This window comes from Gilliamella sp. CG16, assembly GCF_046635785.1.
In the GTDB taxonomy this organism is placed as follows: domain Bacteria; phylum Pseudomonadota; class Gammaproteobacteria; order Enterobacterales; family Orbaceae; genus Gilliamella; species Gilliamella apicola_I.
This window is the reverse complement of record NZ_JBIDFL010000001.1, coordinates 518,143-540,133: the sequence shown is the minus strand read 5'-3', so window position 1 is coordinate 540,133 and position 21,991 is coordinate 518,143. Positions and strand designations below refer to the sequence as shown.

Sequence of the window (21,991 nt, the reverse complement as noted above, 5' to 3'; positions counted from 1 at the left end):
TATGTACGTAGGCGAATTTTTATTATGGTTTGGAAACGCCATGAAATCCGAAACCCGCAAAAAATTAAAAATGGGCTATAACCATGCCGAAATGACACTCAAAGAAGTGCAAAAAGACTATACCCAAGAATCGGTCAGTGATAATCCCAGACCAATAGGGCCTTACTACGCTTATAACGATCGCTATTTAGAAATTCGAGGCGGAATGTTTGAAAATTTTCGAGGTATTTTGACTTGGATTAGTTTACTTATATTTTTAATTCCTGCTGTATCATGTGATTTGTTTATAATGACTGCACTACGTTTATATAATAATCAAACTACTAAAGTAGCTTCAAACACATTCGCCATGATATTTGTTTGCATTATATTTTTAGTTTCAATTTATTTATGCATCCGCTATTTCCGTTATATTTATCGTTTTGAACTCTTCACCATACGCCATATTCGGGTACGCTTTAATCGGGTGACACGGCAAGTCTATATTCAGCGCCCTAAATACTGCGGTGGTACGGTGGTGTTTAAATGGGAACATATTATGCCGTCGAACTTTGGCGAGACTGGCTCGGATATGGGTGGCACTAATATGGTTAATTTAATGACCTTTCACCCGTATAAAACCGGCTTTCCGATTGCCCACTCCGTCGGCATCGGCAAAAACACCTATAACCCACAAGACTATAAAGACGAATGGGAATTTATCCGCCGATATATGGAGCACGGACGGGACAACCTGCCTAAACCCCGTTTAAGTACCCATTTACCCATGCCTTTTCACGGTTTTAGTGGTCATGTAAGCCCGATGATTCACGCATTCAAAAATGCGCCTACATTTTGGATGTATATTTTATTAATACCGGTATTTTTAATTTTATTACCGTTTTACACCGTGGGCTACTTTATTTCGGAATGTTTATGCTGGCAACCCCGTTGGCCAAAAGTGATTCGCCAAGCAGGCAAAACAGGCAAACCAGTCCCGAAAGAAACCACCTTATCGGACTATCCAGAAACAGTACAACAAGCCATACTTGATAGCCGTTTAGAGTGGGGCGTACGTGACGAAAAGACAGGCAAACTGGTTGATTATGGCAATGGTTAAAATCATAATGCGAATGAATCATAATAAAAACAGAAGGACATAAGGTAAGGACATAAAAAAATGTACGTAGGCGAATTTTTATTATGGTTTGGTAACGCCATGAAATCCGAAACCCGTAAAAAATTAAAAATGGGTTATAACCATGCCGATATGACACTCAAAGAAGTGCAAAAAGACTATACCCAAGAATCGGTCAGTGATAACCCGAGACCAATAGGGCCTTACTACGCTTATAACGATCGCTATTTAGAAATTCGAGGCGGAATGTTTGAAAATTTTCGAGGGATTCTAACTTGGATATCTTTACTTGTTTTTTTTATGCCATTTAGTGCAGGCTATTTAAGTTTTGGAATTTTATTTGATTTATGTATGGATGATGTTCCCAATAAAGGATCAGCTTATTTTGCAATGATAATTGCTTCAATTATTTTTTTCGTTTTAATTTACTTATGTGTCCGCTATTTCCGTTATATCTATCGTTTTGAACTCTTCACCATACGCCATATTCGGGTACGCTTTAATCGGGTGACAAGGCAAGTCTATATTCAGCGCCCTAAATACTGCGGTGGTACAGTAGTGTTTAAATGGGAACATATTATGCCGTCGAACTTTGGCGAGAGCGGCTCGGATATGGGTGGCACTAATATGGTTAATTTAATGACCTTTCACCCGTATAAAACTGGCTTTCCGATTGCCCACTCCGTCGGTATTGGCAAAAACACCTATAACCCACAAGACTATAAAGACGAATGGGAATTTATCCGCCGTTATATGGAGCACGGACAGGACAATCTGCCTAAACCCCGTTTAAGCACCCATTTACCCATGCCTTTCCACGGTTTTAGTGGTCATGTAAGCCCGATGATTCATGCAGTAAAAAATGCGCCTACTTTTTGGATGTATATTTTATTAATACCGGTATTTTTAATTTTATTACCGTTTTACACCGTGGGTTACTTTATTTCGGAATGTTTATGCTGGCAACCCCGTTGGCCGAAGGTGATTCGTCAAGCAGGCAAAACAGGCAAACTGGTGGATTATGGCAATGGTTAATGTGCAAAAATATTTTTAATAAAATGATTTATCTATAAATAATAATGAGTACAGATTGTTAGTTTTGATAGTCAAAGGATTAAATATAAATTGATGTTAAATACTTGCCTAAATTAAAGGCAAGATCAGCATTTAACCATTCGTCAAAATCAATTACCGAAAAGTAAAATATACCATTGCTATCAAAATCGGTCGGTGCGCCGAGGAGTTGCAAAAGCAGGCTCTACTTAAAAATCTTTTTAAACATAGTTAACGTTATGATAAATATTAAATTACATTCCAGATGCGTATTAAAACCAATCGCCTAAAAAAGCATCAATAAATCGGTAGAATTTTACACCTCTCTATTTTAATTAATAAACAATAAGTTATAATTAGAGTGTTCCCTATACACATAGGGATAAACCGAAATCGATTGCACATTTCATGACATTAAAGCCGTGTTCCCTATACACATAGGGATAAACCGCAGTGGAATATGGATTCAGTTCACGAACAAGAGTGTTCCCTATACACATAGGGATAAACCGCTATCTTAATTCCGGTCGTGAAATCAGGTCATGTGTTCCCTATACACATAGGGATAAACCGCCAAACTGTTTCAAATGCAGAGCATCACTAAAGTGTTCCCTATACACATAGGGATAAACCGTGGGGATGAACCGGCAGAAGATAAAAATCTTTGTGTTCCCTATACACATAGGGATAAACCAGAATACGCCGACAATCTGGAGAGGAGATTAAAGTGTTCCCTATACACATAGGGATAAACCGGAGGCTATCCGTCGTGCTGTTGAACCTTTCGGGTGTTCCCTATACACATAGGGATAAACCGTTGGTAACAAAACAGCCAACAGAGCAACTTTTGTGTTCCCTATACACATAGGGATAAACCGAACAATTAAAAATTATAAACGGTGGCGCTAGTGTGTTCCCTATACACATAGGGATAAACCGATTCTAAAATATAGTAATAAAACAGTTTTTTTGTGTTCCCTATACACATAGGGATAAACCGCTCGTTATATTTCAAACTATCGCTAAACGTCAGTGTTCCCTATACACATAGGGATAAACCGAATCGTTACTAGTCAAAATTGGTTTGGTCGGAGTGTTCCCTATACACATAGGGATAAACCACGATTGGGTCGCTGTACGTGGGATTCGAGGCTGTGTTCCCTATATACATAGGGATAAACTGTTCCCTCTTAGCGAAACATAAAACGGAATTAAGTGTTCCCTGTATACACAGGGATAAAACGAAAATTCAATAGATAAAGATAAAATTGATGAAAATATCAAGTTAAAAAAAAGCTATTGTGATGGTTGAATTCCGGGGAAAACCTGCAAAATTAATTTTGAATAAAAAACCGGCTTGGGAAGGGTTAGGATGGATATAAAACCTAGATGATGATGAAGAATTTGAAACAGAACTAAAAAATATAAAAATTATTTCAATAATTGAAGGTTAAAATCATTGATATTGTACAGGTTTGTTGTACAATGTTTATTGGTTAATTACTTTTAAGAGGAATAATAATTATGAGACATGTTAGTTATTCAGCTGCTCGAGCTAATTTATCAGCAACAATGGACGAAGTTGTAAATGATAGAATGCCCACAGTTATCACAAGACAAAATGGAGATAACTGTATTTTAATGTCGTATGATGATTTTACAGCGTTACAAGAAACTGCATACTTACTACGTTCTCCAGCTAATGCTCAACATTTGTTAAATTCATTAGAACAAATTAATAATGGGAATTTAAAAGAGCGTGTGTTGAATGATGAATAAATTATTTTCCGATGAATCTTGGAATGACTATCTTTATTGGCAAGCAACCGATAAGAAAATGATAAAAAGGATTAATGAACTATTAAAGGATATTAGCAAAACACCTTTTTCGGGAGTTGGAAAGCCCGAAGCATTAAAATTTAATTTATCAGGATATTGGTCAAGACGCATAAACAGTGAAGATAGGTTAGTTTATAAAATTGAAAATAATTGTATTATTATTTTATCGTGTCGTTATCACTATTAATAAAAGCCAACAATAGTTGGCTTTACCATTATTTAATTAAAATATTTAAAAAAATAAGAAATATTACAAATATAAGTAATACTAAATTTACCATTGAATGGGTATTAATTTTCTTTCTTTCGTCTTCTAAATTTATTTTAGCCGCTAAAATTTCCTTTTTTATTAATTCACTGATTTCAGTTGTGGATTTTTCAACATATTTAGTTAATGTTTTTTTACTAGCGGATAATGAAGCGTTTAAACTTTTTTCTGCATATTTTTCTGTAATTTCATCATATTAAGACATAGTAAATTCTAATAATGATTTGCTCTGAACAATATCAAGATAGGATCATCGTTACTAATTAAGATATTATTTTGTTTCCTATACACATAGGGATAAACTGTTGCTGAAATGTATTCTAATAGTGAGAGAATAGGTTGCTTGATTATATGAACTTTTTTCATGATCATAATCCAATACTTGGTATGGCTAATTCATTGATTAATGCATAAGGGATCATTTCAATTTTTTATCCATGTTTTCGTAGATCTTAATCGGCTTAATGGGAACTAAATCTCCATCTTTTACTTCACATTCGGAATTATTACTTGAAACAACCATAATCTGTCCTCTTTCTAGTTTAAAATCTAAAAGAGCTAATGCTCCCTCTGAAGCCAAAGCCACATAATCTCTGGCATCTGGAGGGAACTCGTAATAAACTACTTTGTTATTATATACATACACAACTGTATTAGAGAATTCTTGAGCTATTCCATATCTAGAATTTGGAAAAGATTCTACTTTCTTAACATCAATATTTTGTTCTCGCATTAATGTAATATAACGTCCACTAATACTGCCACTGATTAACCAAACTTCATCCCATTTAAAATTAGTATAATCAGATAAGGTTATGGTTTTAGGATGATTGTTTTTTACATCTTTTAAAACCTTTTCTAAAGGTGTTTTGTTGCAACTGGTTAATGTTACTAGTGACATAAATGTGACTAATAGTAGTAGTAGTATTTTTTTCATTCCTTGTTATTCCAGATTAATTTTGTTTTATATTCTTGTTCAGATTTGATTGAAAGTCCGCTTAATGATTCTATCTTATCTAAAAACTTTATTTTCTTTTTCAACACTGCTTTGATTACTCATTAATACTACGATAAATTACTTGCTAAACTGATGATAAGCGAGCGAAAAAACAATCGATATCTTATATTGACAAGATAATAGATATAAAGTTCACATATACAATGACTTTTACATAAATGAATAATATCTAATTATTTTTATTCGGATTTATTTGGATGTTATAAACCAATTGCGGCTAAGTAAACAGGATGTTCTACTCTGTCGGTCTATTAAAAAGTTCTCATATTTGATAAGTATTAACATGGTATTTACGATACGAACTAAAATAATCGGTAAAAATAGCGTACAATAGCGCAATGTTTACTTGTACATCAGCTTAATTAATTTAGGAAATAAGTATGACCGGCAAATTTATTGTCATTGAAGGACTTGAAGGTGCAGGAAAAACCACAGCAATTAATACTGTTGCGCGTATTTTAAAGCAATTTAATATTGAAGATTTACAATTTACTCGTGAGCCGGGTGGAACACCGATTGCTGAAGCGTTACGTAATATTATTAAAAATGGTTTAGAACATGAGCCATTAACGGATAAAGCTGAATTATTGATGTTATATGCGGCTCGAATTCAACTTATTGATAATGTTATAAAACCCGCTCTTAAAATAGGAAAATGGGTAATAGGTGATCGTCATGATTTATCCACGCAGGCATATCAAGGTGGGGGACGCCAACTTGATAGCGTATTGATTGAAACGTTACAAAAGCAAGTGTTAGGTGATTTTAAACCCGATTTAACTTTGTATTTGGATGTTGATCCAAAAATAGGATTAATGCGAGCAAAATCTCGTGGTCAGCTAGATAGGATTGAGCAGCAATCTATCCTATTTTTTGAACGTACTCGTCAACGCTATTTAGAGCTTGCTATGCAAGATGATACTATTGTGACTATTGATGCCAGTCAATCAATGAATGTGGTAACACAGCAAATTGAAGACGTGTTAACTGCATGGTTATCATTAATACAGGTTAATAATGCATGATCAAAAATGGATATAGTTGGCTCACGCAGCCATATCAGCAATTAGCGACAAGTATTTTACATGATCGAGCCCATCATGCTTTATTAATTAATTATATTCAAGGTAGTGGTGAAAATGAGCTAATTGAGCAATTAGCAAATCGTTTATTATGCCAAGCATCAAGCGATCTAGCCCCTTGTTTAAAATGTCATAGCTGCCAGTTATTTTTGTCTCATCATCATCCTGATTATTATCAGATAACTAACGAACAGGGTAAGCAATCGATCGGTATCGATCAGATTCGAAGTATTACCGCTAAAATTTATGAAAAATCACAGCAAGGCGGTAATAAAGTGATTTGGATTAAACATGCTGCCTTAATGACCGAAGCCGCCGCAAATGCATTATTGAAAACGTTAGAAGAGCCACCTGCAAATACTTATTTTATTTTAAGTGACGATCATAATAGTCATTTATTACCAACTATTTATAGTCGTTGTTTTTCTTATTTTTTACCGATACCTAAGCTTGAACAGTCTATGGATTGGTTGAAAAATATACAGGATTTACATTATAGTGATAATGAACTTGCGTCAGCTTTGTTATTAAGCGAAAATGCGCCATTAACAGCAAAAACTTTGTTGGATCCTACAAAATGGCAACAACGTAAAGTATTTTGTGAAAATTTATTGAGTGTTATTCCTAATAATGATTTTTGGACGCTTGGCGTAACATTTGAGCATGACCATTTTATTGATCGCATTAGTTGGTTTTGTGCTTTATTAAGTGATGCTTTGAAAGCAAAACAAAAAGCTGGGCGGTATATTATTAATCGTGATCAAGTGCCATTGGTAAGATTATTGGCAACATTAAGTTATGAAAAAATTACTGCTCTTTATGAACTCTGGTTGAATGCCAGACGTCAGTTATTGTCAATAACTGGGTTGAATAAAGAATTACTGGTTTATTATGTTCTTTCTCAATCAGAGTTGATTTGCGATTAAATATTTTCATGGAAGTGTTGAGGGATATTATTTTATATGTAAATGTTTTAACGAAGGATTATAGTGAGTTATTTATCAATTGAATTTGGTCTGTTGTTTATCGTTTTTTTTGCTATATATTGGGCATTTAACTTATTACCTAAATTCCAAAATGCCTTGTTACTCGTTTCAAGTTATTTAATTGTAAGCAGTTATAGTTGGCAATTTGCGTTGATTCTTGGTGTTTATACCAGTGTAACTTATCTTATTTCCATTATGATATCGGTTTCAAAAGATCATGCTAAAAGTTGGTTGATTTTTGGCTTAATAATATCGATTAGTAATTTAGCATTATTCAAATATTTTGATTTTTTTCGACAAGAACTACAAGCTTTACTTAACGTCTTTCATATTCCTATTTTATTACCATTATTTTCTGTGCTAATCCCTATTGGTATTTCCTTTTATACTTTCCATTCTGTCAGTTATTTAGTTTCAGTTAAAAGAAAAGAGATTGAAGTAGCTAAATTTTGGGATTTTGCACTTTTTTTATCTTTTTTCCCCAGTATTGTCGCAGGGCCGATCAATCGAGCTAAAGATTTTTTGCCGCAAATTTCAGTTTGCCAACCCCGCCAAATTTTAGAGCCATATCGAGCTTTTATATTAATCATGATGTCAATCATTAAAGTTTATTGTTTAGGTGGTTGGATAAATGATGCATGGGTTAACCCCATTTTTGCCAATCCATTAGAATTTAGTGTGATTGATTTATTAGTGGGTGTATATGCTTATGCAATACAAATTTATCTCAATTTTTCAGGCTATACGGATTTGGTGACTGGTATTGCATTGTTGTTAGGGTTTCGTCTACCAATTAATTTTAACCAACCTTATTTATCTTTAAATTTAAGGCATTTTTGGGCGCGTTGGCACATAAGTTTATCTCAATGGATTCGGGATTATATTTATATTCCGCTTGGCGGTAATCGTAAGGGATTTACCCGAACACAAATCAATGTTTTGTTGGCAATGTTTTTATCTGGATTATGGCATGGTGCAGGTATCAATTTTATTATTTGGGGTATTTGCCATGGTATTGGTATTGTGGCTCTGAATATTGGTGATCGCTTTTTTGGTCGTGATGTGATTAGTCAACGCTCACCTTTTATTGCGCGTTTATTAACTTGGCATTATGTCTGTTTTACTTGGTTGTTTTTTTATTGTGAAAATTTATCCGATGCTTTGGATTATTTAATGGCATTAACGCATAATGTGATGATAAAACCACAATATTGGCAGGCTTTTTTGATTATCATGGTTGGTTATTTAGTTTATCCAATGTGTAAAAATCTTCCAAATTTGGCAACGGTACTGTTATCTAAAGTTAATAAATTATGTTTACCTGTGATAATGATATTAATTTTGTGGTGTGTCATTTATTTTGCGCCGTCAGGTATGCCCGATTTTATTTATGCCAGTTTTTAATTGTGTTTTAAAATTTTTTAAGATCAGTTTTAACAAGGAACAGTAATTTGAAGGATTTTATGAAGTTAAGTAATATGCTAACAATGCCAACTAACAAAACCTTATCTGCATTTTATATTGTTATAGTGTTAGTTGTTACAGCTATTGCTTTAATGGTTTTGTTTCATAAATCAATATTGATTTATTGCCAGCAATCTTACCATTTTGAGTTTTTTGATATGGCATTAATGGTGGATGATGCTAATGTCACTGAGGATGATCAGACAAAATGGACTAATGAATCGTATGAATCAGAGGAGTTAGAAAACACGAATATTGAAAAGGATAATCAAAAACATCCTAATGTCGTGACTGCAAACGCAATTGCGGATAAACAGTTACAACAAAATAACCGTCAAAACAAAACAATAAAATCCAATCACACAACTGAAAATAATAAACAAAAATTACCGTTAATTAAGGGTGATAGCCTGCAAGCTACTAATAAACGTCAAACTCATTCTGATAGTCAACTAAACAGTACTCGGACTAATACAGCGTTAGGTAATACGGTAACATTAAATGAATCAAGTAACCCAAGACTTAGCAATAATACCGATTTTACTGAACTTTCACCGATTGTTTTAACTAAAAATGACAAAGTCCTTTTTGCGGGGGATTCATTAATGCAAGGGGTTGCACCATATGTTAAAAAAATGTTATTTAAACAATATAAGATAGAAAGTATTAACTTGAGTAAACAAAGTACTGGGCTTGCTTATCCAAAAGCTTTTGATTGGCCAAAAACAATTAATGATGCAATCAGTGCTGATGCCTCCATTAAATTAATCGTCATTTTTTTAGGCCCTAATGATCCGTGGGATTTTCCTGTTAAGGGATATGCTAAATATGCTAAGTTTAAATCGCAATTGTGGGAAGAACAGTACCGTTTACGTGTTGCATCAATATTAGATATCGCGAATCAACATAATGTAAAAGTACTTTGGCTTTCGCCACCTTGTATGCGTAAACCAAAGTTGAATGACGGAATGAATTATTTAAGCCATTTATATGAATCCGAAGTTGAAAAAGCGCATCAACATTTTATGGAAACCAATACATTATTAGGTTGTTCTTACGATCAATTTAACAGCTATATTGAGACTAATAAGCAAAAAATTAAAGTGAGAATAGACGATGGGATTCATTTTACAATAACTGGACAAAAGCTTTTAGCTCAAGCAATTTTGAACCAAATCACATCCACTTTATCAGAGGATTCCCACATTGAATCAATGCATTAAAACCTTAGTTGCTGTTTTTTCGGTGGTGTTTACTGTCAGTTTTAGTACTATGGCTGAAAGTATTCCAACGTCTAAGTCTGTGATTGTTGATTTTGGCGATCCAAATGCTAAACAATTTGTTTTACGCTTAAATTCATTAGTCAATAATCAAGACCACACCCATAAAGTTGTTAATATCACCCAATTTGGTGATTCTCATACCGCTGCAGATTTTTTTACAGGCGAATTTAGAGCGTTAATGCAAGATAAATATGGTGATGCAGGTATAGGTTGGGTTCCTCCTATTTGGGTTAAAGGGCAAAACCATACTCGAGTTAGTTTGAAAGATTCTAATTGGGAATTGTTAAGTAGCCGAGTATTAAGTAATCTCGATTTTCCTATGGGCGGTTTTATCGCTAAACCTATTAATTCTCAAGCTTCTGTTGAGTTGGCACTTAAAGCAGACGATAGAGATATATGGAAAGTTAGCCTTATTTTTAAAACTAAGAAAATAACTAAAAATCCATTAAGTATCTATAATAAAGATAAAATTACCTTTAGTTTCAAGAATAAATTTGGTGGTTGGCAAACGACAACGTTTACTTCAACGCTTCCTATTACCATTAAAAGTAAAGATAGCACTGAAATTGGTGGATTTTGGTTAACTCGAGCCAACAAGTCGGGTGTTATTGTATCTGCGATTGGTTCGAATGGGGCTAAGCAAACAATTTGGCAAAAATGGCGTCCTCAGTGGTTTCAGGAATTATTATTATCCAAAAGCGATTTGGTTATTTTGGAGTATGGAACAAACGAGAGTTTCGATGAGACTTTAGATGCAGATGAATATCGGAAAAATTTAGTCTACAACATTCGTAAAATTCGAAAATTATTGCCGAATGCTGCAATTTTATTGATTTCACCTCCTGATACAATGATTAATCAAACTGAAATTCCAAAGTCTTATAATTTAGTAAAAAGGATTCAAAAACAAGTGGCTAAATCAGAAAAAACACTGTTTTGGGATTGGCAGGCCGCTATGGGGGGAAGTCATTCGGTTAAGCTTTGGTCTAAGTATGGATTGGCTCGGTCAGATTTAGTACATCAAACCTTGCAAGGCTATAAAGAAAGTGCCAAAATCTTTTATAATGATTTAAATGAATTTGTTAAAAAAAAATAGCGATTAGTTATTAATAAAAGGAATAAATCTGTTATGTCTTCACCTATTATCGTTGCTGTTGATTTTGCTGATGTTAAATCAGCTTGGAATTTTATTGATCGTGTTGAGCCAAAAGATTGTCGTTTAAAAATTGGCAAAGAGCTTTTTACGCATGCGGGGCCCGATTTTATTAAACAGATTATGAATAAAGGTTTTGATGTTTTTTTGGATCTGAAATTTCATGATATTCCAAATACGGTTGCTAAAGCTATCGTAGCTGCTGCTGATTTAGGTGTTTGGATGACAAATGTTCATGCTAGTGGTGGGTCTCGGATGATGCAGGCGGCGAAAGACGCACTCTATCCATATGGTAAAGATGCGCCTCTTTTAATTGCGGTAACTGTTTTAACCAGCATGGAGTCGGTAGATCTTCAAGAAATCGGTATCCCTGTTTCTCCTTTGGAACAAGCCACTAAATTAGCTTTGTTAGCCAAAAATTGTGGGCTTGATGGCGTAGTATGCTCCGCTAAAGAAGTGCAAAGTTTTAGAACTCGCTTAGGGAGTGATTTCAAGTTAGTGACGCCAGGTATCAGACCCGCCGGTTCCAATGCTGATGATCAGCGTCGAATTATGACGCCACAACGTGCGCAAGCCGCAGGATCGGATTATCTGGTTATTGGTCGTCCGATTACGCAAGCAGAAGATCCTTCTTTAGCATTGCAAACTATTTTATCAACCCTTGATTTGAGCAAGAGTTAATTTCATGATGTCTGATAATCCACTTGTTTATTCTACCGATCAAGGTCGTATTAAATCGGTTGAAGTAAAAGAATCTCGACCAAAAGGGGATGGGGTTATTCGAATTCAACGCCAAACATCCGGACGTAAAGGCAAAGGTGTGTGCGTCATTTCAGGATTTGATTTTGATGATGCCCAACTTCAAAAAATAGCTGCGGAACTCAAAAAACGTTGTGGTTGTGGTGGAGCAGTTAAAAATGGTAGCATTGAAATTCAAGGCGATAAACGTGATTTACTCAAATCTTTGCTGGAAGAAAAAGGCTTTAAAGTAAAGTTAGCCGGTGGTTGAGTTGTGGTAATTGTCTTTACTCCCATTATTGAATGGGAGTAAATCTGCTATATGTTAGTGAGAACGATAGCTACGCATTTTGTTGCTGATTTCACGGCGTTCTTTTGAAATTTCAGCATTTTTGATAATATAATCATCTACACGATCATCATAATCACTTTTCATGTTGGCAATAATCGCTTGAAGTTCGTCATAAGTCATATCTGGTTTTATATAATCACTCAAATTTTCAAGTAATAATACTCGTTTTTGGTTATCTCGGATTTTTTTCTCATTATCGGATATTTCACGTTTTAATTTGTTTAAACGACGTGATAAACGAATATATTCTAATACATCTTGAAATGATGGTGCGGCGTTTTTTTCCTTGTCCATCTATAACCCCTTATTTCTAAAATTGGAAAAAATAAATTATGACTAATTATATACTAATAAATTTATAGATGATAATTAAATCTGTTTTGAGTGTTTATCAATTTTAAGTTATATTCAATGCAAAATCATTGATATTACAATAAGTTACTACCGTTCAATGTGAGCTTGCTTATGATTTTAACGGCTATTTATTTATTCCTATTTGTCATCAACGATAAATATCGATGCTATTGACCCAATGTAGAGTGTTTAATTGAACTTATCATGTCAGTTTACTCTAAGCCAAGTTTATCCCAAATTTCATCGATATAAGCCACAACTTTTGGATCTTTTTTGATGATTTTTCCCCATTCTCGCTGAGTTTCGCCTTGCCATTTATTGGTCGCATCTAATCCCATTTTTGAGCCTAACCCAGAAACAGGCGAAGCAAAATCTAAATAATCAATCGGCGTATTGTCAATAAATGTGGTATCACGATGAGGATCCATGCGCGTTGAAATAGCCCACATGACATCTTTCCAATCTCGGGCATTGATATCATCATCACATACAATAACAAATTTGGTATACATAAATTGGCGTAAGTAAGACCAAACGCCCATCATGACACGTTTAGCATGGCCTGGATACTGTTTTTTGATGGTCACAATTGCAATCCGGTAGGAACATCCTTCGGGTGGTAAATAAAAATCGACAATTTCAGGAAATTGTTTTTGTAAAATAGGGATAAATACCTCATTTAATGCCAGTCCCATTACGGCCGGTTCATCGGGTGGACGACCCGTATAGGTAGAGTGATAAATCGCATCTTTTCGACGAGTTAAATGCGTCACCGTGAAAACAGCAAATTTTTCAACTTCGTTGTAGTAACCAGTATGATCACCATATGGGCCTTCAGGCGCTAATTCATTCGGATCAATATAGCCTTCTAAGATAATTTCGGCGGTAGCGGGGACATCTAAATCATTGGATAGCGATTTTACTACTTCAGTTCGACTATTGCGTAACAGACCTGCAAAGGCGTATTCTGGTAAGGTATCTGGTACGGGAGTGACTGCACTTAAAATGGTTGCTGGATCTGCACCAATGGCAACGCTAACAGGAAACTTTTCATTAGGATGGGTTTGTTGCCATTCTGCAAAATCGAGCGCTCCTCCTCGATGAGATAGCCAGCGCATAATTAACTTATTTTTACCCAATAATTGTAAGCGATAAACGCCGACATTTTGCCTTTCTTTATAAGGTCCTTTCGTTATCGTTAGTCCCCAAGTTAAAAGTGGTGCTACATCATCGGGCCAACAATGCATGATTGGCAGACGAGTTAAATCAACTTCTTCATTTTTAAAAATCAATTCCTGACAAGGCGCAGACGATCGTCGCTTAACAGGCATATTTAATATTTGCTTATATTTGGGTAACACATTAAAAAATTGTTTAATGCCTTTTGGTGGTTCAGGCTCACGTAAAAAAGCTAATAATTCACCAATTTCACGTAATTGCGATGTTTCTTCTAACCCCATTCCCATCGCAACACGTTTGGATGTTCCAAATAGGTTACAAAGTACGGGCATGTCATAACCAATAGGATTTTCGAACAATAAGGCTGGGCCTTTAGAACGTAAAACACGATCTGCAATTTCGGTCATTTCCAAATAAGGATTAACAGGATAGGGAATTCGTTTTAATTCACCTTGTTCTTCAAGATAATTTAAAAAATCACGAAAATTGGTCAAGTTCATAAAAATAATTACTCCCTATTAATCTGCCTTTGTTTACACTAATTTAAGGTAGTCTAACATCCTAAATGTTAACGTTATTTTGTCATCAACTAGTCAGCGTCAAAATTTTCACTATAAATAGGCACTTGTTGATTTAGATTGCATTTCACAATTTTAGGTAATAATGTTTTAAATTGCTGTTGGTCGATATCAATAAATTTATTTTCATCTACTTGATAAAAAAGATATTGGGTCGTTTGATCTTCAAACTCAAAAGAAGCAATCCAATAGTTTCTATCATCATTGTTTTCATTAGCAAACACTTTGATGATGGTATTTTCTCGTATTTCAGGTTGATTATGTAATTTGTGTTCGATAATATTTTCAGCGATTTGCGAATCGATTTCATCAAAAATGATATAATCAGTTTTGTTGGTTTGGCATGTTTTAATGTTAATTTCAGCATAACTATTAGGTATAGAATACAATAAGCTTGATAACACAATGGCATACTGACTTAATTTCATTTCCTACTCCTTAGTTAATCTCGTTTAATTGAATAATTTCATTAATTGCTTCTTGATTATTTGGCGATGCTGTTATTTTAGCTGCATCGCTAATTGTCAACCATTGATAGGCTAAATGTTCAGTAAGCGTTGGTGTTATTTCATTTTCGAGCGGTAAATAAAACCAATGTTCTTTATTTATTTCAACTTCAGGTGCATATCGATGCCTAAATTGTGGAAAAATCTTGAATTCAACCGTATGGTTAGTATCGATTAAATTAAGATTTTTACCCAAAATATCAATGCCTGTTTCTTCAAAAACCTCACGAATGGCAGTTTCAACCGGCAATTCGTTATCTTCCATGCTACCTGTTACTGACTGCCAAAAATTGGGATCATCTTTGCGTTGTAGCATAAGGCAACGCAAAGTTTTTTGACAGTAAATAACAACTAAAACAGATTCAGGCTTTTTGAACTTTTGCATTAAGACATCACTATTTTTTGCTAACTTCAATACCAAGCTCAGCTAATGCATTAGGATTTGCCGGGCTTGGTGCATCTGTCATTAAACAAGTTGCCGCTGTTGTTTTAGGAAATGCGATAACATCCCGGATATTATCGGTACCTGTTAATAGCATACTTAATCTATCTAAACCAAATGCAAGTCCTGCATGTGGCGGTGTACCATATTTTAGCGCATCAAGTAAAAAGCCAAATTTTTCGCGTTGATCGTGTTCATTTATACCTAAAATAGAAAACACAGCTTGTTGCATTTCACTACGGTGAATACGTACTGACCCTCCACCTACTTCATATCCATTGATAACCATGTCATAAGCGTTAGCTATCGCGTTTTCAGGATTTTGTTTAAGCTGTTCTGGCGTCAAGTCTTTTGGTGATGTAAATGGATGGTGTATCGCACTAAGACCTTCTTCCGTTTCTTCAAACATTGGGAAATCCACTACCCAAAGCACAGCCCACCTATTTTCATCAGTCAGATTTAAATCTTTACCTATTTTTAATCGTAGTGCACCTAATGCATCACTGACAACTTTATAACTATCTGCCCCAAATAATAAAATATCACCATCTTTGGCATTAGCACGATTCAACAGTGCTTCCATTTGCGTTTCATTAAAGAATTTAGCAACCGGACTTTGTACCCCTTCAAGACCTTTATTACGGTCGTTGACTTTAATCCATGCCATACCTTTAGCGCCATAGACCGAAATAAATTGTGTGTAATCATCTAACTGTTTACGGGTTAACTGGGCTCCGTTTGGCACGCAAAGTAGTGCAACTCGACCTTTTGGATCATTGGCTGGGGTTGAGAATACGTTAAAATTGACATCTTTTACTAAATCGGCAACATCTATTATTTCTAACGGATTTCGTAAATCAGGTTTATCGCTACCATAACGGCGCATCGCTTCGGCAAACGTCATGATAGGGAATTGACCTAAATCCACATTTTTAACATGTAACCAAAGTTCACGGATCATTTGCTCCATAACTTCACGGACTTGCTCTGCGGTCATAAACGAAGTTTCAACATCAATTTGTGTAAATTCTGGTTGGCGATCTGCACGTAAATCTTCATCACGAAAACATTTTACAATTTGATAATAGCGGTCAAAGCCAGACATCATTAATAGTTGTTTAAATAATTGCGGTGATTGTGGCAGTGCATAAAACTCACCATTGTGAATTCGACTTGGTACAAGGTAATCACGCGCACCTTCTGGCGTTGCTTTGGTTAACATAGGGGTTTCAATATCAAGAAAACCATGCTCATTCATAAAGTTACGTACAAACGCAGTAATTTGAGCACGAGTTTTGAAGATGTTTGTCATTTCAGGACGACGTAAATCAATATAGCGATATTTTAAACGCTGTTCTTCACTGTTGTTTTGGTTAAAATCAAGTGGCAGCACATCACTGCGATTGAAAATTGTCAGCTCAGTGGCTAAGATTTCAACTTCACCCGTAGCCATGTCTTTATTTGCTTGTCCTTCTGGTCTTGCTCTTACTTTTCCTTTAATTTGAATGCAAAATTCATTACGAAGTTCACTGGCAAGTTGATAAGCTTGTTGATATTCAGGATCAAAAAATACTTGTACAATCCCTTCGCGATCACGCATATCAATAAATATCATACCGCCAAAATCTCGACGCTTATTGACCCAACCGCATAATGTGACTTCTTGATTAATATGAGATGCTGTTAAATGACCACAATAAATTGAACGCATAAAATATCCTGTTTAAATACCAATCTTATAAAAAAATATGAGGTATTATAAATCAAATAGTGTCCTTATAAAGGCATTTGTTGAGATTTATTCTTTAATTATTTTTGCGTCATTGAAATATATTGTTTGGTTATGTGTATTTAATGGTAGATGCGTGTTGACGCAAGTAATCTGGGTTATGTATATTAGCTGTGCAAAATAATAATTATTATGATAATAGCTGTCATGGATAGTTTTATTGACCGGAAATTTATGTAAAGAGGCGTGAAAGGATGGAAATTTTAAAAGACTATAGAGTGCACTTGCTTGCGCTGATAGTTGTTTTAGTATGTGAGTTTGTTGGTAGGCAGTCTATCTGGATTATCATGTTGTATCCTATGCTATTTGCCATGATTATTGGTGGTCTTATCAGTCTTCCTAAATTAAAAATCTTAAAACATAAAAATATGCTTCATGCTAGTTCGGTGATGATTGTGACGTTAATGTTACTGATTGCCAAATTAGGCGTTGCGGTAGGGCCTAAAATTGATATGATTTTGCATGATGCCAAGTTGGCTTTGATTTTCCAAGAATTAGGGCATTTTGCGGGTACTATTTTACTCGGTTTACCGTTGGCAATGATGTTAGGAATGAAGCGTGAAGCGGTCGGGGCAACCTATTCTGTTGCACGTGAACCCAATATTGCCATTGTGGCAGATAAATATGGATTGGATTCGCCCGAAGGTCGTGGTGTCATGGCAATGTATGTTTGTGGTACGCTCTATGGGGCGATTTGGATGAGTATCCTTGCTAGTGTAATGGCAAAATTAGACGTTCTTCATCCATATGCATTAGCCATGGGGGCAGGGGTTGGTAGTGGTAGTATGATGGCGGCATCACTTGCGCCGATAAGTGACCTTTATCCGAATATGGCGAGTGACATCAAAGCTTATGCAACAACGGCTAATTTAATGTCTAGTATAGTTGGTATTTATATTTATACATTATTCTCACTACCGTTTGCTTCTTTTCTCTATAATGTTTTTGCTCGTTTCCAAAGCAGTAAAAGGAGCTCACTATCATGAAGATTTTCGAAACGGTTTTTTTATTGATTTTAGTCGCAATTATCATGGCTGCTGGCAATACAGTCGGTTATCATGTTGATTTTATACTGTCATTACAAGCTTTAGCTGTGCTTGTCGCAATATCGGTTGTTGGTTTTTTTATAAGCAAAGTGCCATTATTCAATAAACTTCCTGTTATTTTGTGGGTATCAGTTGTGGCGGCCGTGGCTTCTTCACCAATATTTCCATTTCATGAGCAAGTTGTTGCGATAACTGAACATGTCTCTTTACTTGCTGTTTGTACACCAGTGCTTGCTTACGCTGGATTAGCCATTGGTAAAGATCTTGCTTTATTCAAAAGTATCTCTTGGCGAATTATCCCCGTTTCATTAGCGGTGTTTTCCGGTACTTTCCTTTTTGCCGCTATCATTGCCCAAATTACCTTAAAGTGGGAAGGTGTGATTTAATATTAGGTAGGATTTAATGTATGACAAAAGAAGAACTAAAACGACAAGTTTGCAGTGCCATTGCTAATCGTAAAGCAGATATAAAAGCGATTGCTGAGGCAATTTGGGCTGAACCTGAACTGGGCTATAAAGAACACAAAACCGCAAAAAAAGTTGAAGAAACTTTTGAAAAACTTGGTGTACCCTATAAAAATAAATTGGCGTTAACAGGGGTCAAAGGGCGCTTAAAAGGTGGAAAAGGAAGCCATTGCAGTGTCGCAATTATTGGTGAGCTTGATGCCATTATCTGTGCTGACCATCCTGCAGCCGATGAAACCTCTGGCGCTGCCCATTGCTGTGGTCATAATGCTCAAATAGCGAATATGATGGCTGTCACCATGGGATTAATCGATTCTGGAGCGATGCAATTTTTAGCCGGTGATGTCGTTCCTTTTGCAGTACCGGCCGAAGAATACGTTGAAATTACTTATCGTAATCGTCTGATTGAAGAAGGTAAAATTAAGTATATTGGTGGTAAACCCGAACTTATTTCACGGGGTGAATTTGATGATGTGGATATGGCACTTCAAATTCATTTAACCAGTGTACCAGACGATCGCCAAGACGGATTTATTGAGATTTCAACCACAAGTAATGGATTTATCGGTAAATTAATCAAGTATAAAGGTGAAGCAGCACATGCGGCGGCGGCTCCTCATGCTGGTGTTAATGCGTTAAATGCAGCAATGATGGGGATGATGGGCGTTCATGCTATACGTGAAACGTTTCAGGAAAAAGATTATATTCGTTTTCATCCAATCATTACCCAAGGCGGTGATTTGGTAAATGTTGTACCAAGTGATGTCAGAATGGAAAGCTATGTTCGAGCGGGTAATGTTCCGGCAATGATTGATGCTAATGAACGAATTAATCAGGCATTAAAAGCTGGGGCAATGGCTGTAGGGGCAACTTGTGAAATTAAAGATTTACCGGGTTATCTCCCATTGCAAAATAATCCAACCTTAAATGCATTTTTGAAAGCAAATGCTGAAGCGTTAATTGGCGAGGAAAATGTGTCGGTTGCACCGCATATGACCGGTAGCACAGATACGGGCGATTTATCGCATATCATGCCTGTTAGTCATCCGTGGATAGGATCCGTTAGAGGTGTGTTACATGGCAAAGATTATACGGTATTTGATGAAGAGATGGCTTATATTCGTCCAGCCCAGATGATGGCATGTACCATTATCGATTTGCTGTATGATGACGCAAAACCAGCTCAAACATTATTATCAAACTATAAACCATTGATGACCAAAGACGAGTATTTAAGCTTCTTAGCGAGTTTTGATAAATAATGTTTATGACTTGGCACAATGCTGTGCCAAGTTTCTGCTATAATAGATTCTTTATGATTAATCACGATGATGATTCCCTATGCTAGCACTAACCGATCAAGAATTACTTCGTTATGACAGGCAAATTTCCTTACTAGGCTTTGATATCGATAAACAGCAAATGTTAAAAAATAGTGCGGTATTGATCATCGGGCTAGGCGGTTTAGGGTGCGCAGCTTCGCTTTATTTGAGTCGTGCAGGTATAGGTAAATTGACGCTAGTTGATTTTGATACCGTATCAGAATCCAATTTAAATCGTCAAATTTTATATACTAATCAAGAGATTAACCAACTGAAAGTAGATGTGGCGAAACAAACATTAATTAAAATAAATTCTGATATTGAAATCGAGACTATTAATCAGAAACTTGATGATGTTTCGTTAACTTCTCTTATAAAACAACATAATCTTGTCATTGATTGTACCGATAATTTATCCTCCAGAGAGCAGATTAACCGCTGCTGTTTCCAAGTAAAAAAACCGTTAGTGTCAGGTGCTGCAATTCGAATGGAAGGCATATTAACGACTTTTACTTATCAAGCAAATGAGCCTTGTTATCACTGTTTAAGTCGATTGTTTGGGCAAGATCAACTGACTTGTGTTGAAGCGGGGGTAATGGCGCCTTTAGTTGGCATGTTTGGTTCCATGCAGGCATTAGAGGCAATTAAAGTTTTGACTGATTATGGTCAACCTTTGGTTGGTCGTGTACTGATGATTGATGCAAAAAGTATGCATTTTAATCACGTATCTTTGTCGAAACAGCCAGATTGTCAGGTTTGTGGAAACAGTCATAAAATATAGGTAACACAATGAACATCGATCGTATTATTTTAGCGCCAATGGAAGGGGTACTTGATTATCATGTCCGGCAAATTTTGACTGAAATAAACGCATTGGATTACTGTGTGACCGAGTTTGTGCGCATTACTCATCATAAATTATCGAATCGAACTTTTTATCGACTTTGTCCCGAGCTGAATCATGGCGGCAAAACGGCATCCGGTACTCCAGTTCGTGTGCAGATTCTTGGACAATCACCCGAGTGGATGGCAGAAAATGCCGTTAAAGCAATTGAATTAGGCTCGCATGGGGTAGATATTAATTTTGGCTGTCCTGCTAAAACCGTTGTTGGTAGTCATGGTGGCGCATATCTATTGCAATATCCAGATCAAATCTTCAATATTGTTAAGCAAGTCAGACAGGCAATGGGAACATCCGAAATATTATCCGTTAAGATTCGTTTAGGTTGGGCAGATAAATCTTATTGTTATGAAATTGCTGACGCCATTGCACTTGCTGGTGCAAATGAGTTGGTTATTCATGGTCGAACAAAAGCGGATGGTTATCAAGCCGATAAAATTGATTGGCAAACAATTGGAAATATAAAGCAACGGGTCGATATTCCGATCATAGCCAATGGCGAGATTTTTTCTATACAACATGCGCAAGATTGTGTAAGACAAAGCCAAACAAGCGATATTATGCTAGGACGCGGAATATTAACTATACCAAATTTAGCGAATATGCTACGTTTTAATGAAGCGCCTTTAAGCTGGCAAAATGTATTAAATATATTAATGCGTTACGCAACCATAACGATAGAAGATGTAAAACCGTTATATCACTCAGCTCGCATTAAACAGTGGCTTGCTTATTTTCGGCAATACTATGCGCCTGCATCAGACTTACTCAGTCAAATTAGGACACTAAAAACACAAAAAGAGATTTCAGAACATTTAAAGCGAATCACAGATCAATCACAGCATTTTTGACGGTGAAGTTGTTCCATTGGTCATTGATATTGCTTACGATGACGTACTTGGTCATCACGTTTGTTAGAGTATAATTAGAATTAAATCAATATACTTTTTGCCTAATTGAATTCTTTATAAATATTTAATTGTTATATAAATTATATTCACGAATTCATTTTTCATCGTTATCTTCCAGAAATTGTGTAAAAATCAAACTTAAATAT

The 21,991-nt window shown here is 35.6% G+C and carries 23 protein-coding genes and 1 CRISPR repeat array; of the genes, 16 read left to right on the top strand and 7 right to left on the bottom strand.

The annotated features are described in order from the left end of the window. The first annotated feature begins 1 nt into the window (after position 1). The 4 genes from ACGH47_RS02430 (at position 2) to ACGH47_RS02415 (ending at position 4,196) form a co-directional block, all read left to right on the top strand. Positions 2–1,099, top strand: coding sequence for a DUF6708 domain-containing protein (locus ACGH47_RS02430; protein WP_411622595.1), 1,098 nt, complete (start codon positions 2–4; stop codon positions 1,097–1,099). A 60-nt stretch (positions 1,100–1,159) separates the two neighbouring features. Then, complete coding sequence (locus tag ACGH47_RS02425) at positions 1,160–2,152, top strand: DUF6708 domain-containing protein (RefSeq protein ID WP_411622594.1); 993 nt, start codon at positions 1,160–1,162, stop codon at positions 2,150–2,152. Positions 2,153–2,531: 379 nt separating this feature from the next. Continuing rightward, positions 2,532–3,414: a CRISPR direct-repeat array (repeat unit 29 nt; unit sequence GTGTTCCCTATACACATAGGGATAAACCG). 280 nt (positions 3,415–3,694) lie between these two features. Further along, complete coding sequence (locus ACGH47_RS02420; RefSeq protein WP_267352425.1) at positions 3,695–3,949, top strand: type II toxin-antitoxin system prevent-host-death family antitoxin; 255 nt, start codon at positions 3,695–3,697, stop codon at positions 3,947–3,949. Then, positions 3,942–4,196 (top strand): Txe/YoeB family addiction module toxin, encoded by a 255-nt coding sequence (locus tag ACGH47_RS02415; RefSeq protein ID WP_267352432.1) that lies wholly within the window; start codon positions 3,942–3,944, stop codon positions 4,194–4,196. Before ACGH47_RS02420 ends, ACGH47_RS02415 begins: the two co-directional genes overlap by 8 nt. A gap of 28 nt (positions 4,197–4,224) precedes the next feature. Here the strand turns inward: ACGH47_RS02415 and ACGH47_RS02410 are convergent, their stop codons facing one another. Both ACGH47_RS02410 and ACGH47_RS02405 read right to left on the bottom strand, forming a co-directional pair. Next, a complete protein-coding gene (locus ACGH47_RS02410; RefSeq protein ID WP_411589974.1) occupies positions 4,225–4,464 on the bottom strand; it encodes a hypothetical protein in 240 nt (79 codons plus the stop codon). A gap of 231 nt (positions 4,465–4,695) precedes the next feature. Continuing rightward, the gene (locus tag ACGH47_RS02405) at positions 4,696–5,214 is read right to left on the bottom strand and encodes a hypothetical protein (RefSeq protein ID WP_411622593.1); all 519 of its coding nucleotides are present in this window, start codon (positions 5,212–5,214) and stop codon (positions 4,696–4,698) included. 461 nt (positions 5,215–5,675) lie between these two features. Between ACGH47_RS02405 and tmk the strand changes: the two genes are divergently transcribed. The 7 genes from tmk (at position 5,676) to yciH (ending at position 12,272) form a co-directional block, all read left to right on the top strand. After that, the gene (tmk, locus tag ACGH47_RS02400; RefSeq protein ID WP_411622592.1) at positions 5,676–6,320 is read left to right on the top strand and encodes a dTMP kinase; all 645 of its coding nucleotides are present in this window, start codon (positions 5,676–5,678) and stop codon (positions 6,318–6,320) included. After that, entirely contained in the window at positions 6,317–7,303 is a 987-nt protein-coding gene (locus ACGH47_RS02395; RefSeq protein ID WP_411622591.1) for a DNA polymerase III subunit delta' C-terminal domain-containing protein, read from the top strand. Before tmk ends, ACGH47_RS02395 begins: the two co-directional genes overlap by 4 nt. 63 nt (positions 7,304–7,366) lie before the next feature. After that, positions 7,367–8,767 (top strand): MBOAT family O-acyltransferase, encoded by a 1,401-nt coding sequence (locus tag ACGH47_RS02390; RefSeq protein ID WP_411622590.1) that lies wholly within the window; start codon positions 7,367–7,369, stop codon positions 8,765–8,767. 59 nt (positions 8,768–8,826) lie between these two features. Continuing rightward, positions 8,827–10,050 carry a DUF459 domain-containing protein gene (locus ACGH47_RS02385; RefSeq protein WP_411622588.1) on the top strand — a complete coding sequence of 408 codons (1,224 nt, stop codon included), beginning with the start codon at positions 8,827–8,829 and terminating at the stop codon, positions 10,048–10,050. Beyond that, on the top strand, positions 10,034–11,206 hold the full coding sequence (locus tag ACGH47_RS02380; protein ID WP_411622586.1) for a GDSL-type esterase/lipase family protein: 1,173 nt from the start codon (positions 10,034–10,036) through the stop codon (positions 11,204–11,206). The genes ACGH47_RS02385 and ACGH47_RS02380 overlap by 17 nt, the downstream gene beginning before the upstream one ends. 33 nt (positions 11,207–11,239) lie before the next feature. Beyond that, positions 11,240–11,944 (top strand): orotidine-5'-phosphate decarboxylase, encoded by a 705-nt coding sequence (pyrF, locus tag ACGH47_RS02375; protein ID WP_267352418.1) that lies wholly within the window; start codon positions 11,240–11,242, stop codon positions 11,942–11,944. A 4-nt stretch (positions 11,945–11,948) separates the two neighbouring features. Continuing rightward, positions 11,949–12,272 carry a stress response translation initiation inhibitor YciH gene (gene yciH / locus ACGH47_RS02370; protein ID WP_411589959.1) on the top strand — a complete coding sequence of 108 codons (324 nt, stop codon included), beginning with the start codon at positions 11,949–11,951 and terminating at the stop codon, positions 12,270–12,272. Positions 12,273–12,326: 54 nt separating this feature from the next. Here yciH and tmaR read toward each other — a convergent pair whose 3' ends face one another. From tmaR to aspS, 5 genes are all read right to left on the bottom strand, one after another. Continuing rightward, entirely contained in the window at positions 12,327–12,647 is a 321-nt protein-coding gene (gene tmaR / locus ACGH47_RS02365; RefSeq protein WP_065558977.1) for a PTS system regulator TmaR, read from the bottom strand. 272 nt (positions 12,648–12,919) lie between these two features. After that, on the bottom strand, positions 12,920–14,386 hold the full coding sequence (gene ubiD / locus ACGH47_RS02360; RefSeq protein ID WP_411622584.1) for a 4-hydroxy-3-polyprenylbenzoate decarboxylase: 1,467 nt from the start codon (positions 14,384–14,386) through the stop codon (positions 12,920–12,922). A gap of 89 nt (positions 14,387–14,475) precedes the next feature. Then, positions 14,476–14,892, bottom strand: a complete 417-nt coding sequence (locus tag ACGH47_RS02355) for a hypothetical protein (protein WP_411622583.1) — start codon at positions 14,890–14,892, stop codon at positions 14,476–14,478. Between the two features lie 10 nt (positions 14,893–14,902). Further along, positions 14,903–15,355 carry a dihydroneopterin triphosphate diphosphatase gene (gene nudB / locus ACGH47_RS02350; protein WP_267352415.1) on the bottom strand — a complete coding sequence of 151 codons (453 nt, stop codon included), beginning with the start codon at positions 15,353–15,355 and terminating at the stop codon, positions 14,903–14,905. A gap of 10 nt (positions 15,356–15,365) precedes the next feature. Then, positions 15,366–17,123 (bottom strand): aspartate--tRNA ligase, encoded by a 1,758-nt coding sequence (gene aspS, locus ACGH47_RS02345; RefSeq protein WP_411622581.1) that lies wholly within the window; start codon positions 17,121–17,123, stop codon positions 15,366–15,368. Between the two features lie 272 nt (positions 17,124–17,395). Here aspS and ACGH47_RS02340 point away from each other — a divergent pair, with 272 nt between their 5' ends. The 5 genes from ACGH47_RS02340 to dusC all read left to right on the top strand — a co-directional run bounded on the left by ACGH47_RS02340 (position 17,396) and on the right by dusC (position 21,785). Next, positions 17,396–18,187: a DUF3100 domain-containing protein gene (locus tag ACGH47_RS02340; RefSeq protein ID WP_267361320.1), complete on the top strand. Its 792-nt coding sequence runs from the start codon at positions 17,396–17,398 to the stop codon at positions 18,185–18,187. After that, positions 18,184–18,633: a hypothetical protein gene (locus tag ACGH47_RS02335; protein WP_411622579.1), complete on the top strand. Its 450-nt coding sequence runs from the start codon at positions 18,184–18,186 to the stop codon at positions 18,631–18,633. The genes ACGH47_RS02340 and ACGH47_RS02335 overlap by 4 nt, the downstream gene beginning before the upstream one ends. A 20-nt stretch (positions 18,634–18,653) precedes the next feature. After that, positions 18,654–19,973: an amidohydrolase gene (locus ACGH47_RS02330; RefSeq protein ID WP_411622577.1), complete on the top strand. Its 1,320-nt coding sequence runs from the start codon at positions 18,654–18,656 to the stop codon at positions 19,971–19,973. Positions 19,974–20,052: 79 nt separating this feature from the next. Continuing rightward, positions 20,053–20,814, top strand: a complete 762-nt coding sequence (locus ACGH47_RS02325) for a molybdopterin-synthase adenylyltransferase MoeB (protein ID WP_411622576.1) — start codon at positions 20,053–20,055, stop codon at positions 20,812–20,814. Positions 20,815–20,822: 8 nt separating this feature from the next. Next, a complete protein-coding gene (gene dusC, locus ACGH47_RS02320) occupies positions 20,823–21,785 on the top strand; it encodes a tRNA dihydrouridine(16) synthase DusC (protein WP_411589955.1) in 963 nt (320 codons plus the stop codon). The last annotated feature ends 206 nt before the right edge of the window (positions 21,786–21,991 follow it).